General features: G+C 62.6%; 13 protein-coding genes. 7 read left to right on the forward strand and 6 right to left on the reverse strand.

Features of this window, described 5'->3' with window-relative positions; all coding sequences use genetic code 11:
* Positions 1-58 precede the first annotated feature (58 nt).
* The 4 genes from CO655_RS17585 to CO655_RS17600 all read right to left on the reverse strand — a co-directional run bounded on the left by CO655_RS17585 (position 59) and on the right by CO655_RS17600 (position 4,039).
* Positions 59-883 carry a sugar phosphate isomerase/epimerase family protein gene (locus CO655_RS17585; RefSeq protein WP_097665638.1) on the reverse strand — a complete coding sequence of 275 codons (825 nt, stop codon included), beginning with the start codon at positions 881-883 and terminating at the stop codon, positions 59-61.
* Positions 884-913: 30 nt separating this feature from the next.
* Positions 914-2,077 carry a dihydrodipicolinate synthase family protein gene (locus CO655_RS17590; RefSeq protein WP_097665639.1) on the reverse strand — a complete coding sequence of 388 codons (1,164 nt, stop codon included), beginning with the start codon at positions 2,075-2,077 and terminating at the stop codon, positions 914-916.
* Between the two features lie 3 nt (positions 2,078-2,080).
* Positions 2,081-3,229: a Gfo/Idh/MocA family oxidoreductase gene (locus CO655_RS17595; protein WP_097665640.1), complete on the reverse strand. Its 1,149-nt coding sequence runs from the start codon at positions 3,227-3,229 to the stop codon at positions 2,081-2,083.
* Between the two features lie 132 nt (positions 3,230-3,361).
* Positions 3,362-4,039, reverse strand: a complete 678-nt coding sequence (locus tag CO655_RS17600; protein ID WP_097608055.1) for a TetR/AcrR family transcriptional regulator — start codon at positions 4,037-4,039, stop codon at positions 3,362-3,364.
* Positions 4,040-4,302: 263 nt separating this feature from the next.
* On the opposite strand from CO655_RS17600, the gene CO655_RS17605 reads away from it, so the two are divergent.
* The 7 genes from CO655_RS17605 (at position 4,303) to CO655_RS17635 (ending at position 13,066) form a co-directional block, all read left to right on the forward strand.
* Complete coding sequence (locus tag CO655_RS17605; RefSeq protein WP_097665641.1) at positions 4,303-5,589, forward strand: ABC transporter substrate-binding protein; 1,287 nt, start codon at positions 4,303-4,305, stop codon at positions 5,587-5,589.
* Positions 5,590-5,595: 6 nt separating this feature from the next.
* Entirely contained in the window at positions 5,596-6,555 is a 960-nt protein-coding gene (locus tag CO655_RS17610) for a sugar ABC transporter permease (protein ID WP_176539271.1), read from the forward strand.
* 1 nt (position 6,556) lies between these two features.
* Complete coding sequence (locus tag CO655_RS17615; RefSeq protein WP_176539273.1) at positions 6,557-7,435, forward strand: carbohydrate ABC transporter permease; 879 nt, start codon at positions 6,557-6,559, stop codon at positions 7,433-7,435.
* A complete protein-coding gene (locus CO655_RS17620; RefSeq protein WP_170965045.1) occupies positions 7,435-8,532 on the forward strand; it encodes a Gfo/Idh/MocA family oxidoreductase in 1,098 nt (365 codons plus the stop codon). The genes CO655_RS17615 and CO655_RS17620 overlap by 1 nt, the downstream gene beginning before the upstream one ends.
* Positions 8,533-8,562: 30 nt before the next feature.
* Complete coding sequence (ugpC, locus tag CO655_RS17625; protein ID WP_097665644.1) at positions 8,563-9,639, forward strand: sn-glycerol-3-phosphate ABC transporter ATP-binding protein UgpC; 1,077 nt, start codon at positions 8,563-8,565, stop codon at positions 9,637-9,639.
* Positions 9,640-9,739: 100 nt separating this feature from the next.
* Positions 9,740-10,615: a choline/ethanolamine kinase family protein gene (locus CO655_RS17630; protein ID WP_097608059.1), complete on the forward strand. Its 876-nt coding sequence runs from the start codon at positions 9,740-9,742 to the stop codon at positions 10,613-10,615.
* Positions 10,616-13,066: an FAD-dependent oxidoreductase gene (locus tag CO655_RS17635; protein WP_097665645.1), complete on the forward strand. Its 2,451-nt coding sequence runs from the start codon at positions 10,616-10,618 to the stop codon at positions 13,064-13,066.
* A gap of 321 nt (positions 13,067-13,387) precedes the next feature.
* On the opposite strand, the gene CO655_RS17640 is transcribed toward CO655_RS17635, so the two are convergent.
* Positions 13,388-14,845, reverse strand: coding sequence for a mannitol dehydrogenase family protein (locus CO655_RS17640; protein ID WP_097665647.1), 1,458 nt, complete (start codon positions 14,843-14,845; stop codon positions 13,388-13,390).
* Positions 14,842-16,257, reverse strand: coding sequence for a glucuronate isomerase (gene uxaC / locus CO655_RS17645; protein ID WP_097665687.1), 1,416 nt, complete (start codon positions 16,255-16,257; stop codon positions 14,842-14,844). The genes CO655_RS17640 and uxaC overlap by 4 nt, the downstream gene beginning before the upstream one ends.
* Positions 16,258-16,388: the final 131 nt, after the last annotated feature.

Here is a 16,388-nt window from a genome sequence, read left to right on the forward strand (position 1 = left end):
GTCTTTGGCTTTCGCATGTCGTGATCGCAAAACCGCTGCGCACTTTTGCGCGACATGCTTAGCAGCAGCTCCGGAAGCGCTCGACGCAGGTGGCGATCACTTCGTCGGCCGGACGCTTCCACCAGGTCTCTGCCGAGAAGATCTCCACTTCCTGCGCCCCGAAGAAGCCCGCCGCCTCGATCATCCGCCTTATGCCCTTGAGGTCGATGACGCCGTCGCCCATCATGCCGCGGTCGAGCAGCATATCCTTGGTCGGCACCAGCCAGTCGCAGATGTGATGGGCAAAGATGCGTTTCATGCGGCCCGCGCGGGCGATCTGGTTGGCGAGATCTGGATCCCACCAGACATGGTAGACATCGATCGCAACGCCGACATCCTCGCCGAGCGGTTCGCACATGTCGAGCGCCTGGCCGAGCGTGTTCACGCAGGAGCGGTCGGCGGCATACATCGGATGCAGCGGCTCGATCGCGAGCTTCACACCGGATGCCTGGGCATGCGGCAGAACGGCGGCGATGCCGTCGAACACCATTTGCCGGGCCGCGACAATATCCTTCGAGCTGCCGGGCAGGCCGCCGACGACGAGCACGAGGCAATCGGCGGAAAACGCCGCCGCTTCGTCGATGGCGCGCCTGTTGTCGTCGAGGTTCTTTTGCCAGTCGGCCTCGCTTGCCGCCGGAAAGAAGCCGCCGCGGCAAAGGCCGGTCAGCTTGATGCCGTTCGACTTGACGATCCTGACCGCCTCGTCGAGACCGGCCTTGGCGACCTGGTCGCGCCAGGGCGCGATCGAGGTGATGCCGTGCTTCAGGCAGATATCGACCGCTTCGGCAAAGCCGCATTGCTCGCGGATCGTCGCCAGATTGATCGAAAGTCCTTCGACCTGCATCTCATTCCCCTCCCATTGCCATGCCTGAGATCAGTGAATGCCGTGGACAGCAAGCACTTGGCGCATGCGCGCCGCTGCAAGTTCCGGATCGGCCAGAACCCGCGCCTTGTCTGCCAGGCGGAAGAGTTCGGCCAGATGTGCCAGCGAACGCGTGCTTTGCTGGCCGCCGACCATAACGAAATGATCCTGCAGGCCGTTGAGATAGGCGAGGAAGACGACGCCGGTCTTGTAGAAGCGGGTCGGCGCCTTGAAGATGTGACGCGACAGCGGCACGGTCGGCTCGAGCAGATCGAAGAATTCGTGATTGCTCTTGCGGCCGAGCGCGTCGAGCGCGGCCGAGGCTGCCGGCGCGATCGCATCGAAAATGCCGAGCAGTGCGTCGGAATGGCCCTCTTCGTCGCCGGCGATCAGTTCGGCATAGTTGAAATCGTCGCCGGTATACATGCGGACACCTTTCGGCAGCCGGCGGCGCATCGCCACTTCCTTCTCCTTCGACAGAAGAGAGATCTTGATGCCGTCGACTTTCTGAGCATTGGCCTCGATCACCTCGAGGCAGGTTTCCATCGCTTTCAGATGGTCGTCATTGCCCCAGTAACCCTGAAGCGCCGGATCGAACATTTCGCCGAGCCAGTGGATGATGACCGGCTCCTTGACCTGGCGAAGGATGCGGTCATAGACCCTGACATAATCGTCCGGGCTCCTTGCGACGACGGCAAGCGCCCGGCTTGCCATCAGGATGATGCGGCCGCCGGCCGCCTCGACCGTTTCGATCTGCTCCTCATAGGCCTTGAGGATCGTGTCGATCGTCACCTCGGGGCCGGGTATCAGGTGGTCGGTGCCGGCGCCGCAGGCAATCAATGCATCCTTGCGGCCGGCGGCTTCGCCAAGCGCCCGGCGGATGAGGTCACGCGCTTCCGGCCAGCCGAGCCCCATGCCGCGCTGCGCCGTATCCATGGCTTCGGCGACACCGAGGCCGAGATCCCAGAGCCGATGGCGGAAGGCCAGCGTCCGTTCCCAGTCGATCGCCGGCGTCAGCCAGGGGTCGTTGTCGGCAAGCGGATCGGCAACGACGTGCGCCGCCGCAAAGGCGATGCGCGGGAAGCTCGTGGCGTCGCGCTTCTTCAGTTCGATCGGCGTGCCGGTCAGCGTATAGGGGACGATCTTGCCGTCGAGAGGGAGATTGATCGTCGTCACGGCTCAGAACTCCAGTGCGGGAACGTCGAGCCAGCGGCGTTCGGCCCAGGATTTCAGCCCGAGTTCGGCCAGCTGCACACCCTTGGCGCCGGCCTCCAGGCCGTAGGGCCACGGCGCGTCTTCGACGACATGGCGGATGAACATTTCCCACTGCGCCTTGAAGCCGTTGTCGAAGGCCTGGGTATCAGGAACCTCGTCCCAAGTCTTGTAGAAGTCGATCGTCTGCGGCTGGTCGGGGTTCCAGACCGGCTTCGGCGTGTTGACGCGGTGCTGGCTCCAGCATTTCGTCAGGCCGGCGACAGCCGAACCATGCGTGCCGTCGACCTGGAAGGTCACGAGATCGTCGCGGCGCACGCGCACCGCCCAGGAGGAATTGACCTGCGCGATCACGCCGCCCTCAAGTTCGAAGGTCGCGTAGGCCGCGTCATCCGTATCGCAATCATAGGGCTTGCCCTGCTCGTCGATGCGGCTCGGAATATGCGTGGCGCCGAGGCAGGAGACAGCCTTGACTTCGCCGAACAGATTGTCGAGCACGTAGCGCCAGTGGCAGAGCATGTCGAGGATGATGCCGCCGCCATCGCCCTTGCGATAGTTCCAGGAGGGGCGCTGCGCCGGCACGCCCCAATCGCCCTCGAAGACCCAATAGCCGAATTCGCCGCGCACCGAGAGGATCTTGCCGAAAAAGCCGGAATCCCTGAGCAGCGCCAGTTTGCGCAGGCCGGGCAGGAAGAGCTTGTCCTGCACGACGCCATGCTTGAGCCCGGAGCGCCGCGCCTTGCGGGCGAGATCGATCGCCACCTGCAGATCGTCGGAAATCGGCTTTTCGCAGTAGACGTGCTTGCCGGCGTCGAGCGCCCTGGACAGAAGCTCGGCGCGCATCAGCGTCGTGCCGGCGTCGAAGAAGATCGTGTCGTCGGGATTGGCCAGCGCGGCATCGAGATCGGTCGACCAGCGCTTGATGTTATGCTTCTTCGCCAGCTCTTCCATCTTGGCGCCGTTGCGGCCGACGATGATCGGGTCGATCTCAAGTTTCTCGCCCGAATTCAGCGTGATGCCGCCTTGGTCGCGGAAGGCCAGAATCGAGCGCACCAGGTGCTGGTTGTAACCCATGCGGCCGGTGACGCCGTGCAAGATGATCCCCAAGCGTGCCATTTTTTTCCTCCCTGCAATCTTTTTCGGCGGGAGCGGGCATGTCAGCCCGGCCCTCCCAAGCCAGTAACTAAACAGTTACTTGATGACAGAAGAGCGGCGAGCCTGTCAAGAGTCGAATCCGACTTTCGAGACTCAGCGCTTGATCGAGGCGAGCGTGACGTGGACGATATGGCTTTCCCAGGCGTTGAGATTGGCCGGCTCGATCAGGTCGCGGCCGAAGATCGTCGAAAGCGTGTACTGGTTGGAGAGATAGAAATAGCCGAGCGAGGCGATCGTCAGGTAAACATGCAGCGGATCGGCCGTCTCGACGAAGACGCCCTGTTTCTTGCCCTGTTCGAGCACTTGGGATAGCTCGCCGATCAGGTGCGAATGGAGTTCCTTGAGCCGGACGGATTGGCGCAGCCACCGGGCGCGATGCAGGTTTTCCGTGCCGAGCAGGCTCAGGAATTCCGGGTGCTGGAGGAAATAGCGCCAGGTGAAGAGCGCCAATTCGCCGATGCCTTCCTCCGGGCTGCGGTCGCCGATATGCAGCGCGCGCTCGGCGGTGCGGATGCCGACATAGGCTTCCTCGAGCACTTTGAGGTAGAGCTGCTCCTTGTCGCCGAAATAATGATAAAGCATGCGCTTGTTGGTGCCGGCCCGTTCGGCGATGGCGTCGACGCGGGCGCCGCCCATGCCGTTTTCGGCAAATTCCCGGGTTGCCGCTTCGAGGATCGCCGCGCGTGTCCGCTCCGGATCGCGTTGGGCCGTCCGTTCTGTCGACGGTCGCCGGGCCTGCTTCTTTTCCCTGTTTCCCCCGCTGTCGTTCATCGCTCCACCCCTGTCTTCACGTGTTGCGCTCATAAGCCTTCGGTGCGAAATTGTAAAAACCGAATTTGGAAGGGCGGCCCACCGGAACAGAAGGGTCGGAGCATGACGTCGCCTGAACCGTCGAGGCTTTTCGCCATCATGCTCTAACCGACACCGCTTGACAGGCTTGCCGCTTTGCTCGTAGCTTGTAACCAATTAGTTATTTGCGCAAGCAAAACTGGTTTGGAAGCGTGTGGAGGCGCTTCCCTTTGGAGGAGGAAAAAATGACCCTGCGTGTAAACAGACGTAATTTCGTGGCCGGCGGCGCAGCACTTCTGTCGCTCTCGGCGCTCGGCACCAGCGCCCTGGCGCAGGAAACGCGCCTGCGTCTCCTGTGGTGGGGCTCGCAGCCACGTGCCGACCGCACCAACAAGGTGTCGCAGCTCTATCAGACCAAGAATCCGGGGACGTCGATTACTGGCGAGTTCCTCGGCTGGGGCGATTACTGGCCGCGCCTTGCGACCCAGGTCGCGGGCCGCAACGCGCCCGACGTCATCCAGATGGACTATCGTTATATCGTCCAATATGCACGGCGTGGCGCGCTCGCCCCGCTCGAATCCTATATGCCGGCCAAGCTCAATCTCGACGATTTCGACAAGGCCCAGATCGAAGGCGGCAGTGTCGACGGCCATCTCTATGGCGTCAGCCTAGGTGCGAACTCGGCCGCGACGGTCCTGAACACCACCGCCTTTAAGGAGGCCGGGGTCGATCTGCCGACGCAGGCGACCACCTGGGATGAGTTTGCCCGCATGGGCGCCGAGATCACCAAGGCCGGCAAGCGCAAAGGCATGTTCGGCCTCGCCGATGGCAGCGGCGGCGAGCCTCTGTTCGAAAACTGGCTGCGTCAGCGCGGCAAGGCGCTCTATACCGCCGATGGCAAGATCGGCTTCGGCGTGGACGATGCCTCGGAATGGTACGACATGTGGGCCAAGTTCCGTGAGGCTGGCGCCTGCGTTCCCGCCGATATCCAGGCTCTCGACAAAAATGATATCGAAACCAACACGGTGTCGCTCGGCAAATCTGCGGCCGGTTTTGCCCATTCCAATCAGTTCGTTGCCTATCAGGCCATGAACAAGGACAAGCTGGCGCTCACCAATTACATGCGCATCAAGGCGGATTCGAAGGGCGGCCACTATCGCAAGCCTTCGATGTTCTTCTCGGTCTCGGCCCAGTCGAAAGCGATCGACCTGGCCGTGGACTACATCAACTTCTTCGTCAAGAACCCCGAGGCAGTGCTGCTCCTGGATGTCGAACGCGGCATTCCGGAATCGGCCGCCATGCGCGAGGTCGTCGCGGCGAAGCTCGATGAGAACGGCAAGGTTGCATTGGCCTATGTCAGCGGTCTCGGCGATCTTGCCGGCAAATTGCCGCCGCCGCCGCCGGCCGGCGCCGGTGAAGGCGAGCTGATGCTGCGAAACATCGCCGAACAGGTCGGTTTCGGACAGCTGTCTCCCGCCGACGGCGGCAAACAGCTGGTCACTGAAATTACGCAGATTCTCGCACGAGGCTGATCCCGTATGAGCAATGCGATGCGCACGCCCGCAGGGGCCATAAATGTGGAAAGATATGAGGGGGCCGTGGCCGAAGGGCGCTTCCGGCGTCTCTGGAATGCCAATGCTCCCGGCTATCTCTTCCTTCTGCCATGGCTTGCCGGCTTTTTCGGGCTGACGCTCGGGCCGGCCCTGATTTCGCTCTACCTCTCCTTCACCGACTTCGACATGCTGCAGTCGCCGCGGTGGGTGGGAATGGCGAATTACGTGCGCATCGCCACGGCGGATCCGAAATTCTCGGCCGCCATGCACGTCACCCTGACTTATGTTGTCTTCTCGGTGCCGTTCAAGCTGACCTTCGCCTTGCTGGTCGCCATGGCGCTGAACCGCGGCCTGCGCGGGCTGACCTTCTATCGCGCCATCTTTTACCTGCCCTCATTGCTGGGCGGCAGCGTGGCGATCGCCGTTCTCTGGCGCCAGCTTTTTGCCAGTGATGGTCTCGTCAATGCCGCGCTCTCGCAGTTCGGCATCGAGGGGCCGAGCTGGATCTCGCATCCGAATTATTCGATCTATACGCTGGTGGCGCTCTCGGTCTGGCAGTTCGGTTCGCCGATGATCATCTTCCTTGCCGGCCTGCGCCAGATCCCGCAGGACATGTATGAGGCGGCCAGCCTCGACGGCGCCTCGAAATTCCGCCAATTCTACAAGATCACCCTGCCGCTTCTGACGCCGGTAATCTTCTTCAACGCCGTCGTCCAGACGATCGAAGCCTTCAAGGCCTTCACGCCGGCCTTCATTATCTCGGGTGGCACCGGCGGGCCGATCAATTCGACGCTGTTCTACACGCTCTACCTCTATCAGGAAGCCTTCGGCAATTTCCGCATGGGCTATGCCTCGGCGCTCGCCTGGATCCTGGTGGTGATCATCGCGATCTTCACCGCCTTCTCCTTCCTGACCTCGCGTTATTGGGTGCATTACGATGACTGAGATGACCGCTTCCGTCACTGCGGCCAGGCCGCCATCGGACATCACCAAACGCAGCCTGCCGGCGTCGCTCGTCATCCACGCCCTGCTGATCGCCGCTTCGCTTCTGATGCTCTATCCGCTGTTGTGGATGGTCTCGGCATCGGTCAGGCCGGAAACCGAGATCTTCTCGTCGACCTCGCTCATCCCGTCGTCGATCGATTTCTCATCCTATGCGCGCGGCTGGGTCGGCCTCGATGTCAGCTTCGGCCGGTTCTTCTGGAATTCGCTCGTCATCTCGCTGCTGGTGGTGACCGGCAATGTCATCGCCTGTTCGCTGACGGCCTTCGCCTTTGCCAGGCTGCGTTTTGCCGGCCGGAATTTCTGGTTTGCGATCATGCTCGGCACGCTGATGATCCCCTATCACGTGACGCTGATCCCGCAATATGTGCTCTTCCTCAATCTCGGCTGGGTCAACACCATCCTGCCGCTTGTCGTGCCGAAGTTCCTGGCAAGCGACGCCTTCTTCATCTTCCTGATGGTGCAGTTCTTCCGCGGCATCCCGCGCGAACTCGACGAGGCGGCGATGATGGACGGCTGCAGCGCCTGGCGCATCTATTGGAAGATCATGCTGCCGCTGTCGCTGCCGGTGCTGGCAACCGCCGCCATCTTCTCCTTCATCTGGACCTGGGACGATTTCTTCGGCCCGCTGATCTACCTGAACGACATGAACACCTATACGATCCAGCTCGGCCTGCGCACCTTCGTCGATTCCACCAGCGCCTCGGATTGGGGCGGTCTCTTCGCCATGTCGACTTTGACGCTCGTGCCGGTCTTCTTCTTCTTCCTGTTCTTCCAACGCCTGCTGATCGAGGGCATCGCCACGACCGGCATGAAACGCTGATGGCGGCAATGGGAAAGAGTGACATGAGCATCAAGACGGTCGCGATCGTCGGCTGCGGCATCGGCCGCTCCCACATCGTCGAGGGCTATCTGCCGCATTCCGACAAGTTCAAGGTCGTGGCGATCTGCGACCTGAACGGTGAGCGGTTGGCTGCGGTCGGAGACGAGTTCGGCATCGAGCGCCGCACCACTTCCTTTGCGGAGCTGCTTACCGATGACACGATCGACATCATCGATATCTGCACCCCGCCTGGCATCCATCTGGAACAGGTGGTGGCAGCACTCGCCGCCGGTAAGCATGTCGTATGCGAAAAGCCGCTGACCGGCTCGCTTGCCGCCGTCGATACGATCATGGAAGCGGAAAAGAGTGCCAAAGGCGTGCTGATGCCGATCTTCCAGTATCGTTACGGCGACGGTATCCAGAAGGCCAAACGGATCATCGATGCCGGCATTGCCGGCAAAGCCTATACGGCTTCGGTCGAAACCTTCTGGTTGCGCAAACCGGAATATTACGCCGTGCCCTGGCGCGGCAAATGGGCGACGGAACTCGGCGGCGTGCTCGTCACCCATGCGCTGCATCTGCACGACATGATGATGCATCTGATGGGGCCGGCGGCAAGGGTTTTCGGCCGTGTCGCCACCCGCGTCAACGATATCGAGGTCGAAGATTGCGCCTCCGCCAGCCTGCTGATGGAAAACGGCGCCTTCGTCTCGCTGTCCTGCACGCTCGGCTCGCAGGAGCAGATCAGCCGGCTGAGGCTGCACTTCGAGAACGTCACCTTCGAAAGCACGCACGAACCCTACACGCCGGGCAAAGATCCCTGGAAGATCATCGCCGCCAATGATGACGTCAGGGCAAAGATCGACCGCGTGGTCGGCGACTGGCAGCCGGTCGCGCCGCGGTTCACCACCCAGATGGGCCAGTTCCATGCCTTCCTCAGCGGCCAGGGGCCGCTGCCGGTGACAACTCAGGATGCGCGCCGTGCCCTCGAACTTGTCACCGCCATCTACCAATCTTCCGACAGCGGCGCTGAAGTGCCGCTGCCGGTCGGTCCCGACAGTCCAAAATACGCCGATTGGCGCGCAAGAACGAAGTAACCGATAAATAAACGAGAGGGTTTTGAGAAGATGGCAACCAGTGTCGTTCTTCAGAAGGTCGAGAAGCGCTACGGCGCGATGGATGTGATCCATGGCATCGACCTCACGATCGATCCCGGCGAATTCGTCGTTTTTGTCGGGCCCTCCGGCTGCGGAAAATCGACCCTTCTGCGCATGATCGCCGGCCTCGAAGAGATATCGGGCGGCGCGCTGCTGCTCGACAGCGAGCGCATGAACGAGGTGGCGCCGGCCAAGCGCGGCATCGCCATGGTTTTCCAGTCCTATGCGCTCTATCCGCACATGTCGGTCTACAAGAACCTCGCCTTCGGCCTGGAGACGGCGGGTTACAAAAAGGCCGATATCCAGCCGAAGGTCAAACGTGCCGCCGAGATCCTGCAGATCGAAAAGCTCCTGGAGCGTAAGCCGAAGGCGCTCTCCGGTGGCCAGCGCCAGCGTGTCGCCATCGGCCGGGCCATCGTGCGCGAGCCGCGTATCTTCCTGTTCGACGAGCCGCTGTCGAATCTCGATGCCGAACTGCGCGTGCAGATGCGGGTCGAGATCTCCCGCCTGCACCGGCAGCTCGGCAACACCATGATCTACGTCACCCATGATCAGGTCGAAGCGATGACGATGGCCGACAAGATCGTCGTCTTGAATTCCGGCCGCATCGAGCAGGTCGGCGCGCCGCTCGATCTCTACAACAACCCGGCCAACCGCTTCGTCGCCGGCTTTATCGGCAGCCCGAAGATGAACTTTCTGCAGGCGCGCATCGAAGAGGTCGGTGAAGCCGAAACCAGCATTCATGTTTGCGGCAATTCCGTCCGCCTGCCGCGCCGGCTGCAAGGCGAGGCCGGTGAGACCGTCACCTTCGGCATCCGCCCCGAGCATCTTTCCCTCACGCAGGGCGCCATCACGCTCTCGACCGTTAATGTCGATCTCGTCGAAAATCTCGGCGGCGCCACCATGCTCTACACCACAACGCCGGATGGCCAGTTGCTGACGGTCGCGCTCGACGGTCAGCAGAAGGTCGAGCCCGGCGCCAATGTGAAGGCTCTCTTCGATCCGGCCCGCTGCCACGTCTTCGACGCCGCCGGCAAGACGATCTGACCCTAAAGCGCCCTTTGCGCGTCCGGAAGGACGCGCGCGGCTGCTTGACAGCCTATCCTGCTCTGCCCCATCATTTTGCCAGCGCCGCAAGGGGGATAGCATGACGCCTGAGGATAGGATTCATGCGCTTGGCATCTGGCAGGGTCCGATTGAAATTTCGCCGATATCTGGCGGCATCACCAACAGGAACTATCTGGTCAGCGATGCCGTCGCGCGCTGCGTGGTGAGACTCGGCACCGATATTCCGATCCACCACATCATCAGGCAGAACGAGCTTGCCGCAAGCCGCGCGGCGCACGCAGCCGGCCTGTCGCCCGCCGTCATCCACCATTCGCCCGGCGTGCTGGTGCTCGACTATATCGAGGCGCGGGCGCTGTCGCCCGAGGATATCAGGACGCCGGAAATGCTGGCCCGGATCGTGCCGCTGGTGCGCGCCTGCCACCATGATATCGCACGGCATTTCCGCGGCCCGGCGATGATCTTCTGGGTCTTCCATGTCATCCGCGACTACGCCGCCAGCCTGAAGGAGTCGGGCAGCCTCCACCTCCCACTGCTGCCGGCGTTGATCGCCAAGGCCGAGACGCTGGAAGAGGCGGCAGCGCCGTTCGAGATCGCCTTCGGCCATAACGACCTGCTGGCCGCCAATTTTCTCGATGACGGCAAGCGGCTCTGGCTGATCGATTGGGACTATGCCGGCTTCAACACGCCGCTGTTCGATCTCGGCGGGTTGGCCTCCAACAACGAGTTCTCGCAGGCCGCCGAGCAAATGATGCTGGAGATCTATTTCGATCGGCCGCCGACCGATGATCTCCGCCGCCGCTACGGCGCGATGAAATGCGCCTCGCTGCTGCGCGAGACGCTCTGGAGCATGATTTCGGAAATCCACTCCACCATCGATTTCGACTATGCCGCCTATACAGCCGAAAATCTCGCGCGCTTCGAGCGCACCTATCAAGCTTTTGAACAGGATCGATAAATGACGAGACAATTACCGAAGACGGCCAAGGCCGTGGTCATCGGCGGCGGCATCATCGGCTGCTCGACGGCCTATCATCTCGGCAAGCTCGGCTGGACCGATACGGTTTTGCTCGAGCGCAAGAAGTTGACCTCGGGCACCACCTTCCATGCCGCCGGTCTTGTCGGCCAGCTGCGCAGCAGCGCCAACATCACCCAGCTGCTCGGTTATTCCGTCGATCTCTACAAGCGGCTGGAAGAGGAAACCGGTCTCGGCACCGGCTGGAAGATGAATGGCGGCCTGCGCCTTGCCTGCAACGAGGAGCGCTGGACGGAGGTCAAGCGCCAGGCGACCACGGCGCAGTCCTTCGGCCTCGAAATGCAGTTGCTGACACCGCAGGAGGCCTTCGATCTCTGGCCGCTGATGACAACAGACGATCTCGTCGGCGCCGCCTTCCTGCCGACCGACGGCCAGGCCAACCCTTCAGACATCACCCAGGCGCTGGCAAAGGGCGCCCGCATATCAGGCGTTTCGATCTTCGAGGATACCGAGGTTCTCGACCTCGACATCGACAAGGGAAGGATCCGCGCCGTCGTCACGGCTGAAGGCCGCATCGAATGCGAGCGCGTCGTCGTCTGCGCCGGCCAATGGACGCGCGCCTTCGCTGCCCGCTTCGGCGTCAACGTGCCGCTGGTCTCGGTCGAGCACCAGTATATCATCACCGAATCCTTCGGTGTGCCCTCCAACCTGCCGACGCTACGCGATCCCGATCGCCTGACCTATTACAAGGAAGAGGTCGGCGGCATCGTCATGGGCGGCTATGAGCCGAACCCGATTGCCTGGGCTGAGAAAGGCATCCCCGAAGGTTTCCACTACACGCTGCTGGACAGCAATTTCGAGCATTTCGAGCAGATCATGGAACAGGCGCTCGGCCGCGTTCCGGCGCTGGAGAATGTCGGTGTCAAGCAGCTGCTGAACGGCCCGGAAAGCTTTACGCCGGATGGCAACTTCATTCTCGGCGAGGCGCCCGAGCTCAAAAATTTCTTTGTCGGCGCCGGCTTCAACGCCTTCGGCATCGCCTCAGCCGGCGGCGCCGGCATGGCGCTTGCCGAATGGGTGACCAAGGGCGAGCCGCCCTACGATCTCTGGCCGGTCGATATCCGCCGTTTCGGCCGCCCGCATTTCGATACCGACTGGGTGCGCACTCGCACGCTCGAAGCCTATGGCAAGCACTACACCATGGCCTGGCCGTTCGAGGAGCATTCGAGCGGGCGCCCCTGCCGCAAGTCGCCGCTCTATGACAGGCTGAAGGCGCAGGGTGCCTGTTTCGGGGAAAAGCTCGGCTGGGAGCGGCCGAACTGGTTCGCCGATCTCTTCGCCAATGAGGAGCCGAAGGATATTTATAGCTACGGCAGACAGAACTGGTTCGACGCCGTCGGCCGCGAGCACAAGGCGGTGCGCGAGGCGGCCGTCATCTTCGACCAGACCTCCTTCGCCAAATTCGTGCTGAAGGGCAGGGATGCCGAGGCGGCACTCTCCTGGATCGCCGCCAACGATGTCGCAAGGCCCGCGGGATCGCTCATCTATACGCAGATGCTGAACGACAAGGGCGGCATCGAATGCGACCTGACCGTCGCCCGCATTGCCGAGGACGAATATTACATCGTCACCGGCACCGGTTTCGCCACCCACGACTTCGATTGGATCGCCCGCAATATTCCGGCGGAGATGCATGCCGAACTGGTCGACGTCACCTCGGCCTATTCCGTTCTGTCGCTGATGGGACCGAATGCACGCGCCGTGCTGGAGAAGGTGACCGGCAGCGACGTCTCGAATGCCGCCTTCCCCTTCGGCCAGGTCAGAACGATCGGCATATCGGGCTGCCCGGTGCGGGCCTTGCGCATCACCTATGTCGGCGAGCTCGGCTACGAACTGCATATTCCCATTGAGTATGCGACCACGGTCTATGATGTGTTGATGGTTGCTGGCGGCGAGCTCGGCCTCGTCAATGCCGGCTACCGCGCCATCGAAAGCTGCCGCCTGGAAAAGGGCTATCGCGCCTGGGGTTCCGATATCGGCCCCGACCACACGCCCGTTGAGGCCGGCCTCGGCTGGGCGGTGAAGATCAGGAAGAACGTTCCCTTCCGCGGCCGCCAGGCGATCGAACGGCAGCTTAAGGAGGGTGTGAAGAAGCGCCTTGCCTGCTTCGTTCCCGACGATCCCGATACCGTGCTGCTCGGCCGCGAAACCATCTATCGCGACGGCAAACGCGTCGGCTGGCTGTCGAGCGGCGGCTTTGGTTACGCGCTGGGAAAACCGATCGGCTACGGCTATGTCCGCAACGCCGAGGGGGTCACGGAGGATTTCGTCTTGTCCGGCAGCTATGAGCTCGATGTCGCCAGGGAACGCATTCCCTGTAAGGTGTCGCTGGCCCCGCTCTACGATCATGATATGGCGCGGGTGAAGGCGTGACCATGTGGCGTGGGTTTACGCCTCCGCGTCAAAGCGGACCGTCGCGGCTTGGCACCCTCTTCTCCCCAGCGGGGGTCCGAAGGACGGGCTGAGACCCGCGGCTCAACCCAGGTAAAGGTGGCCCGAAGGGTCGGATGGGGGGCCGCACGGCACACCATTCATTGCTCTTCGCTTGCGCTCAGCGCATTCGCGGCTTTCGCCGCTCACCCCCTCCTCTGCCTGCCGGCATCTTCTCCCCGCCGGGGAGAAGGGACCTGTAGCACGCGCCTTGCTATCTCTCCCCAAGTAAGAGCAAGGCGTGTCGGAGGAAGAGAGAAAACCTCAAAACAGCGGCAACCGATCGTCCTGGATCAGGATCTCCAGCTTGTCCGAGACATCCTGCGCCCACGCCCGATGTTCCGTCAAAGCCTTCGGGAAAAGTCCGGGCAAGGTGAACAGCGCCGCCGAAATCGCCGGACCGGTGCGCGGGACATCGGCGATCAACGCGGCGATTTCGGCTGCACGGGGATCGCGCAATTCGTAGCGCTCGCCATTGCCGCGTTCGCCGATCGCATAGCGCATCCATGCCGCAACGGCGATCGCATAGGTCTCCGCCCTGTCGCCGTGCGCCAGCGCCTCGCATGCCGGTTCCAGCAGCCGCTGCGGCAGTTTCTGGGTGCCGTCCATGGCGATCTGATAGGTGCGGTGGGCGATCGCCTTGTTTGCAAAGCGCGCTATCAATTCCTTGGCATAGTCGTCGAGATCGATGCCGGGGACCGGATCGAGCGTTCTCGCCGCCGCGTGCATGTGGCGATAGGCAAGTCCGGCCAGCGCGTCATCGTCCATCACGTCGCGGATGAATTCATAGCCGCCGATATAACCGAGATAAGCGAGCAGCGAATGGGCGCCGTTCAACATCCGGAGCTTCATCTTCTCATAGGCCGAGACGTCTTCGACCATCAGCGCGCCGCGCACCTTTTCCCAATCCGGCCGCCCATTGGCGAAATGGTCCTCGATCACCCATTGGGTAAAGGGTTCCGTCTCGATCGCCGCCATATCCGTGCGGCCGGTCAGCCGCTCGGCATCGGCATAGGTCGCCTCGGTGCTGGCCGGCGTGATGCGGTCGACCATCGTCGACGGGAATGGCACGTTGGCTTCGATCCAGCGATGCAGATCGGCATCGATGCGGGAGGTGAATTCGAGCACCAGGCGTTTCAGCACGGCGCCGTTGCTCGGCAGGTTGTCGCAGCTGAGCGGCGTAAACGGGGCAATGCCCTTCTGCCGGCGGCGCGCAAGGCCTTCGACGAGATAGCCGATGACGCCACGCGGCGCATGCCGGTTGGCGAGGTCGGCGACGATATCGGGATGTTTGAGGTCGAGGCCGCCGGTTGCCGGATCGAAGCCATAGGCCTTTTCCGTCACCGTCATGCTGACGATACGGATATCAGGATCTTCGAGCCGCGCAAGCAGGCCGGCCGGATCGCGCGGCGCCACATGCGCCTTCAGGATCGAGCTGATCACCTCAGCCGTCGTGCCCGAGGTATCGCGGATCAGCGTCGTATAGAGCCCGTTCTGGGCAGTCAGATTGTCCGCGACATCGGGCGTGCGCAGGCTTGCCACCTCGATGCCCCAGTCGCCGCCTGCAGCGGCGAGCGCGCCATCGGTAAACGGCGCGAAATGCGCGCGGAAGAAGGCGCCGGGGCCTAGATGCAGAATGCCGCTTTTCAGCCGGCTGCGGTCATAGGCGGGAAGCTTCGCCGTCGGGGCGAGGCCGGAAAGGGTCTGCAGTCGTTCGCTCACAGCTTATAGGCCTTCTTCGCATTACCATAGGAGAGTTCGCTCGCCACGATCTCGGCGTCGCTCTTGGAAATCCGGTGCTCGGCGACAAGCCCAGCGAGGAAGCGGCAGACTTCGCGGCGCCAGACATCGTGCCGCGCCGGGATCGAAAGCAGCGCGCGCGTATCGTCGTTGAAGCCGGCCATATTGGCAAAACCTGCCGTTTCCACCACCTGGTCGAGATAGCGCCGGATGCCGAGCGGGCTGTCGTGGAACCACCAGGGCGGGCCGATCATCAGGCAGGGCCAATGGCCGGCCATCGGCGCCAGCTCGCGCGCATAGGTCGTCTCGTCAAGGGTGAAGAGCAGCACCCGCAGCCCCGGCGCATGGCCGTATTTCGACAGCAGCGCATTGAGGCCGCCGACCCAGTCGGTGGGCGTCGGGATATCGGCGCCCATATTCGGGCCGCGGGTCGCAAACAGCCCGCTGTCGGTATTGCGCCGCGAGCCGGCGTGGATCTGCATCACCATGCCGTCTTCGGCCGAAAGTCCGGCCATCTCGGTCATCATCTGGCCGCGGAAGAGCTCGGCATCCTGAGGCGAAAGCGGACCCTTCAGCGCCTTGTCGAGCAGCGCCTGCTTTTCGGCAAGTGGCAGGTCGGCGGTGAAGGCTGTGGGTACGCCGTGATCGGTCGCGGTGGCGCCGAACTGGCGGAAATAGGCGCGGCGGCGCCGATGCGCCTCGATCAGGCCGTCCCAGCGCGTCACGTCAGCGCCGGTGATCTCCCCGAACTTGACGAGATTGTTGCGGAAGCCGACGGCGTCGGGATCGGTGACGCTGTCCGGCCGGTAGGTGGTGCGCACTCTGCCGATCCAGCCGTCCGCGGCCATCTTCTGGTGATGGGCCAGCGGGTCGAGCGCACCTTCTGTGGTCGCGATCGTTTCGATGCCGAAGCGCTGATGCAGCGCCCGCGGCCGGAATTCGGGAAGGGCGAGCTGGGCATTGATGTGATCGTAGAGCGCATCGGCATTGTCTGATGTCAGCGGCTCGGTGCAGCCGAGTACGGCCGACATGGCGTGGTCGACCCAGAGGCTCGATGGCGTTCCGCGGAAGAGATGGTAATGCTTGGCAAAGCTCCGCCAGATCGCGCGTCCTTGAGCCACCGGTTTGCCATCGAGCCGCGGCACGCCGAGTTCGTCCAATGGAACGCCGACGCTGTGCAGCATGCGGAAGAGATAATGATCGGGAATGACGAGCAGCGAGGCCGCGTCTTCGAAGGGCTTGTCGTCGGCGAACCAGGACGGTTCGGTATGCCCGTGCGGGCTGACGATCGGAAGATTGCGCACCGTCTCATAGAGGTCTCGCGCAATGGTCCGTGTTGCCGGGTCGGCCGGAAAGAGCCGGTCCGGATGAAGAAAGCCGTTTCCTGCATCCATCAGTATTCCTCCCTGATGGATATGGGCCTACCCCACAACATCAGGCGCGGCAAGGTCTTTTAGTAACCAAACGGTTCAGTTTTGCGCGCGGCTGCGCCGGCCATCGAAAACATTGACGAGATGGCCTATTT

The sequence above is a fragment of the Rhizobium sp. M1 genome, from assembly GCF_002531805.1.
In the GTDB taxonomy this organism is placed as follows: Bacteria; Pseudomonadota; Alphaproteobacteria; order Rhizobiales; family Rhizobiaceae; genus Rhizobium; species Rhizobium etli_C.

Coding starts and splice junctions, on each gene's coding strand:
- CO655_RS17585 (WP_097665638.1), bottom strand. CDS start 883: ATGCAGGTCGAAGGACTTTCGATCAATCTGGCGACGATCCGCGAGCAA.
- CO655_RS17595 (WP_097665640.1), bottom strand. CDS start 3,229: ATGGCACGCTTGGGGATCATCTTGCACGGCGTCACCGGCCGCATGGGT.
- CO655_RS17600 (WP_097608055.1), bottom strand. CDS start 4,039: ATGAACGACAGCGGGGGAAACAGGGAAAAGAAGCAGGCCCGGCGACCG.
- CO655_RS17605 (WP_097665641.1), top strand. CDS start 4,303: ATGACCCTGCGTGTAAACAGACGTAATTTCGTGGCCGGCGGCGCAGCA.
- CO655_RS17610 (WP_176539271.1), top strand. CDS start 5,596: ATGAGCAATGCGATGCGCACGCCCGCAGGGGCCATAAATGTGGAAAGA.
- CO655_RS17615 (WP_176539273.1), top strand. CDS start 6,557: ATGACCGCTTCCGTCACTGCGGCCAGGCCGCCATCGGACATCACCAAA.
- CO655_RS17620 (WP_170965045.1), top strand. CDS start 7,435: ATGGCGGCAATGGGAAAGAGTGACATGAGCATCAAGACGGTCGCGATC.
- ugpC (WP_097665644.1), top strand. CDS start 8,563: ATGGCAACCAGTGTCGTTCTTCAGAAGGTCGAGAAGCGCTACGGCGCG.
- CO655_RS17630 (WP_097608059.1), top strand. CDS start 9,740: ATGACGCCTGAGGATAGGATTCATGCGCTTGGCATCTGGCAGGGTCCG.
- CO655_RS17635 (WP_097665645.1), top strand. CDS start 10,616: ATGACGAGACAATTACCGAAGACGGCCAAGGCCGTGGTCATCGGCGGC.
- uxaC (WP_097665687.1), bottom strand. CDS start 16,257: ATGGATGCAGGAAACGGCTTTCTTCATCCGGACCGGCTCTTTCCGGCC.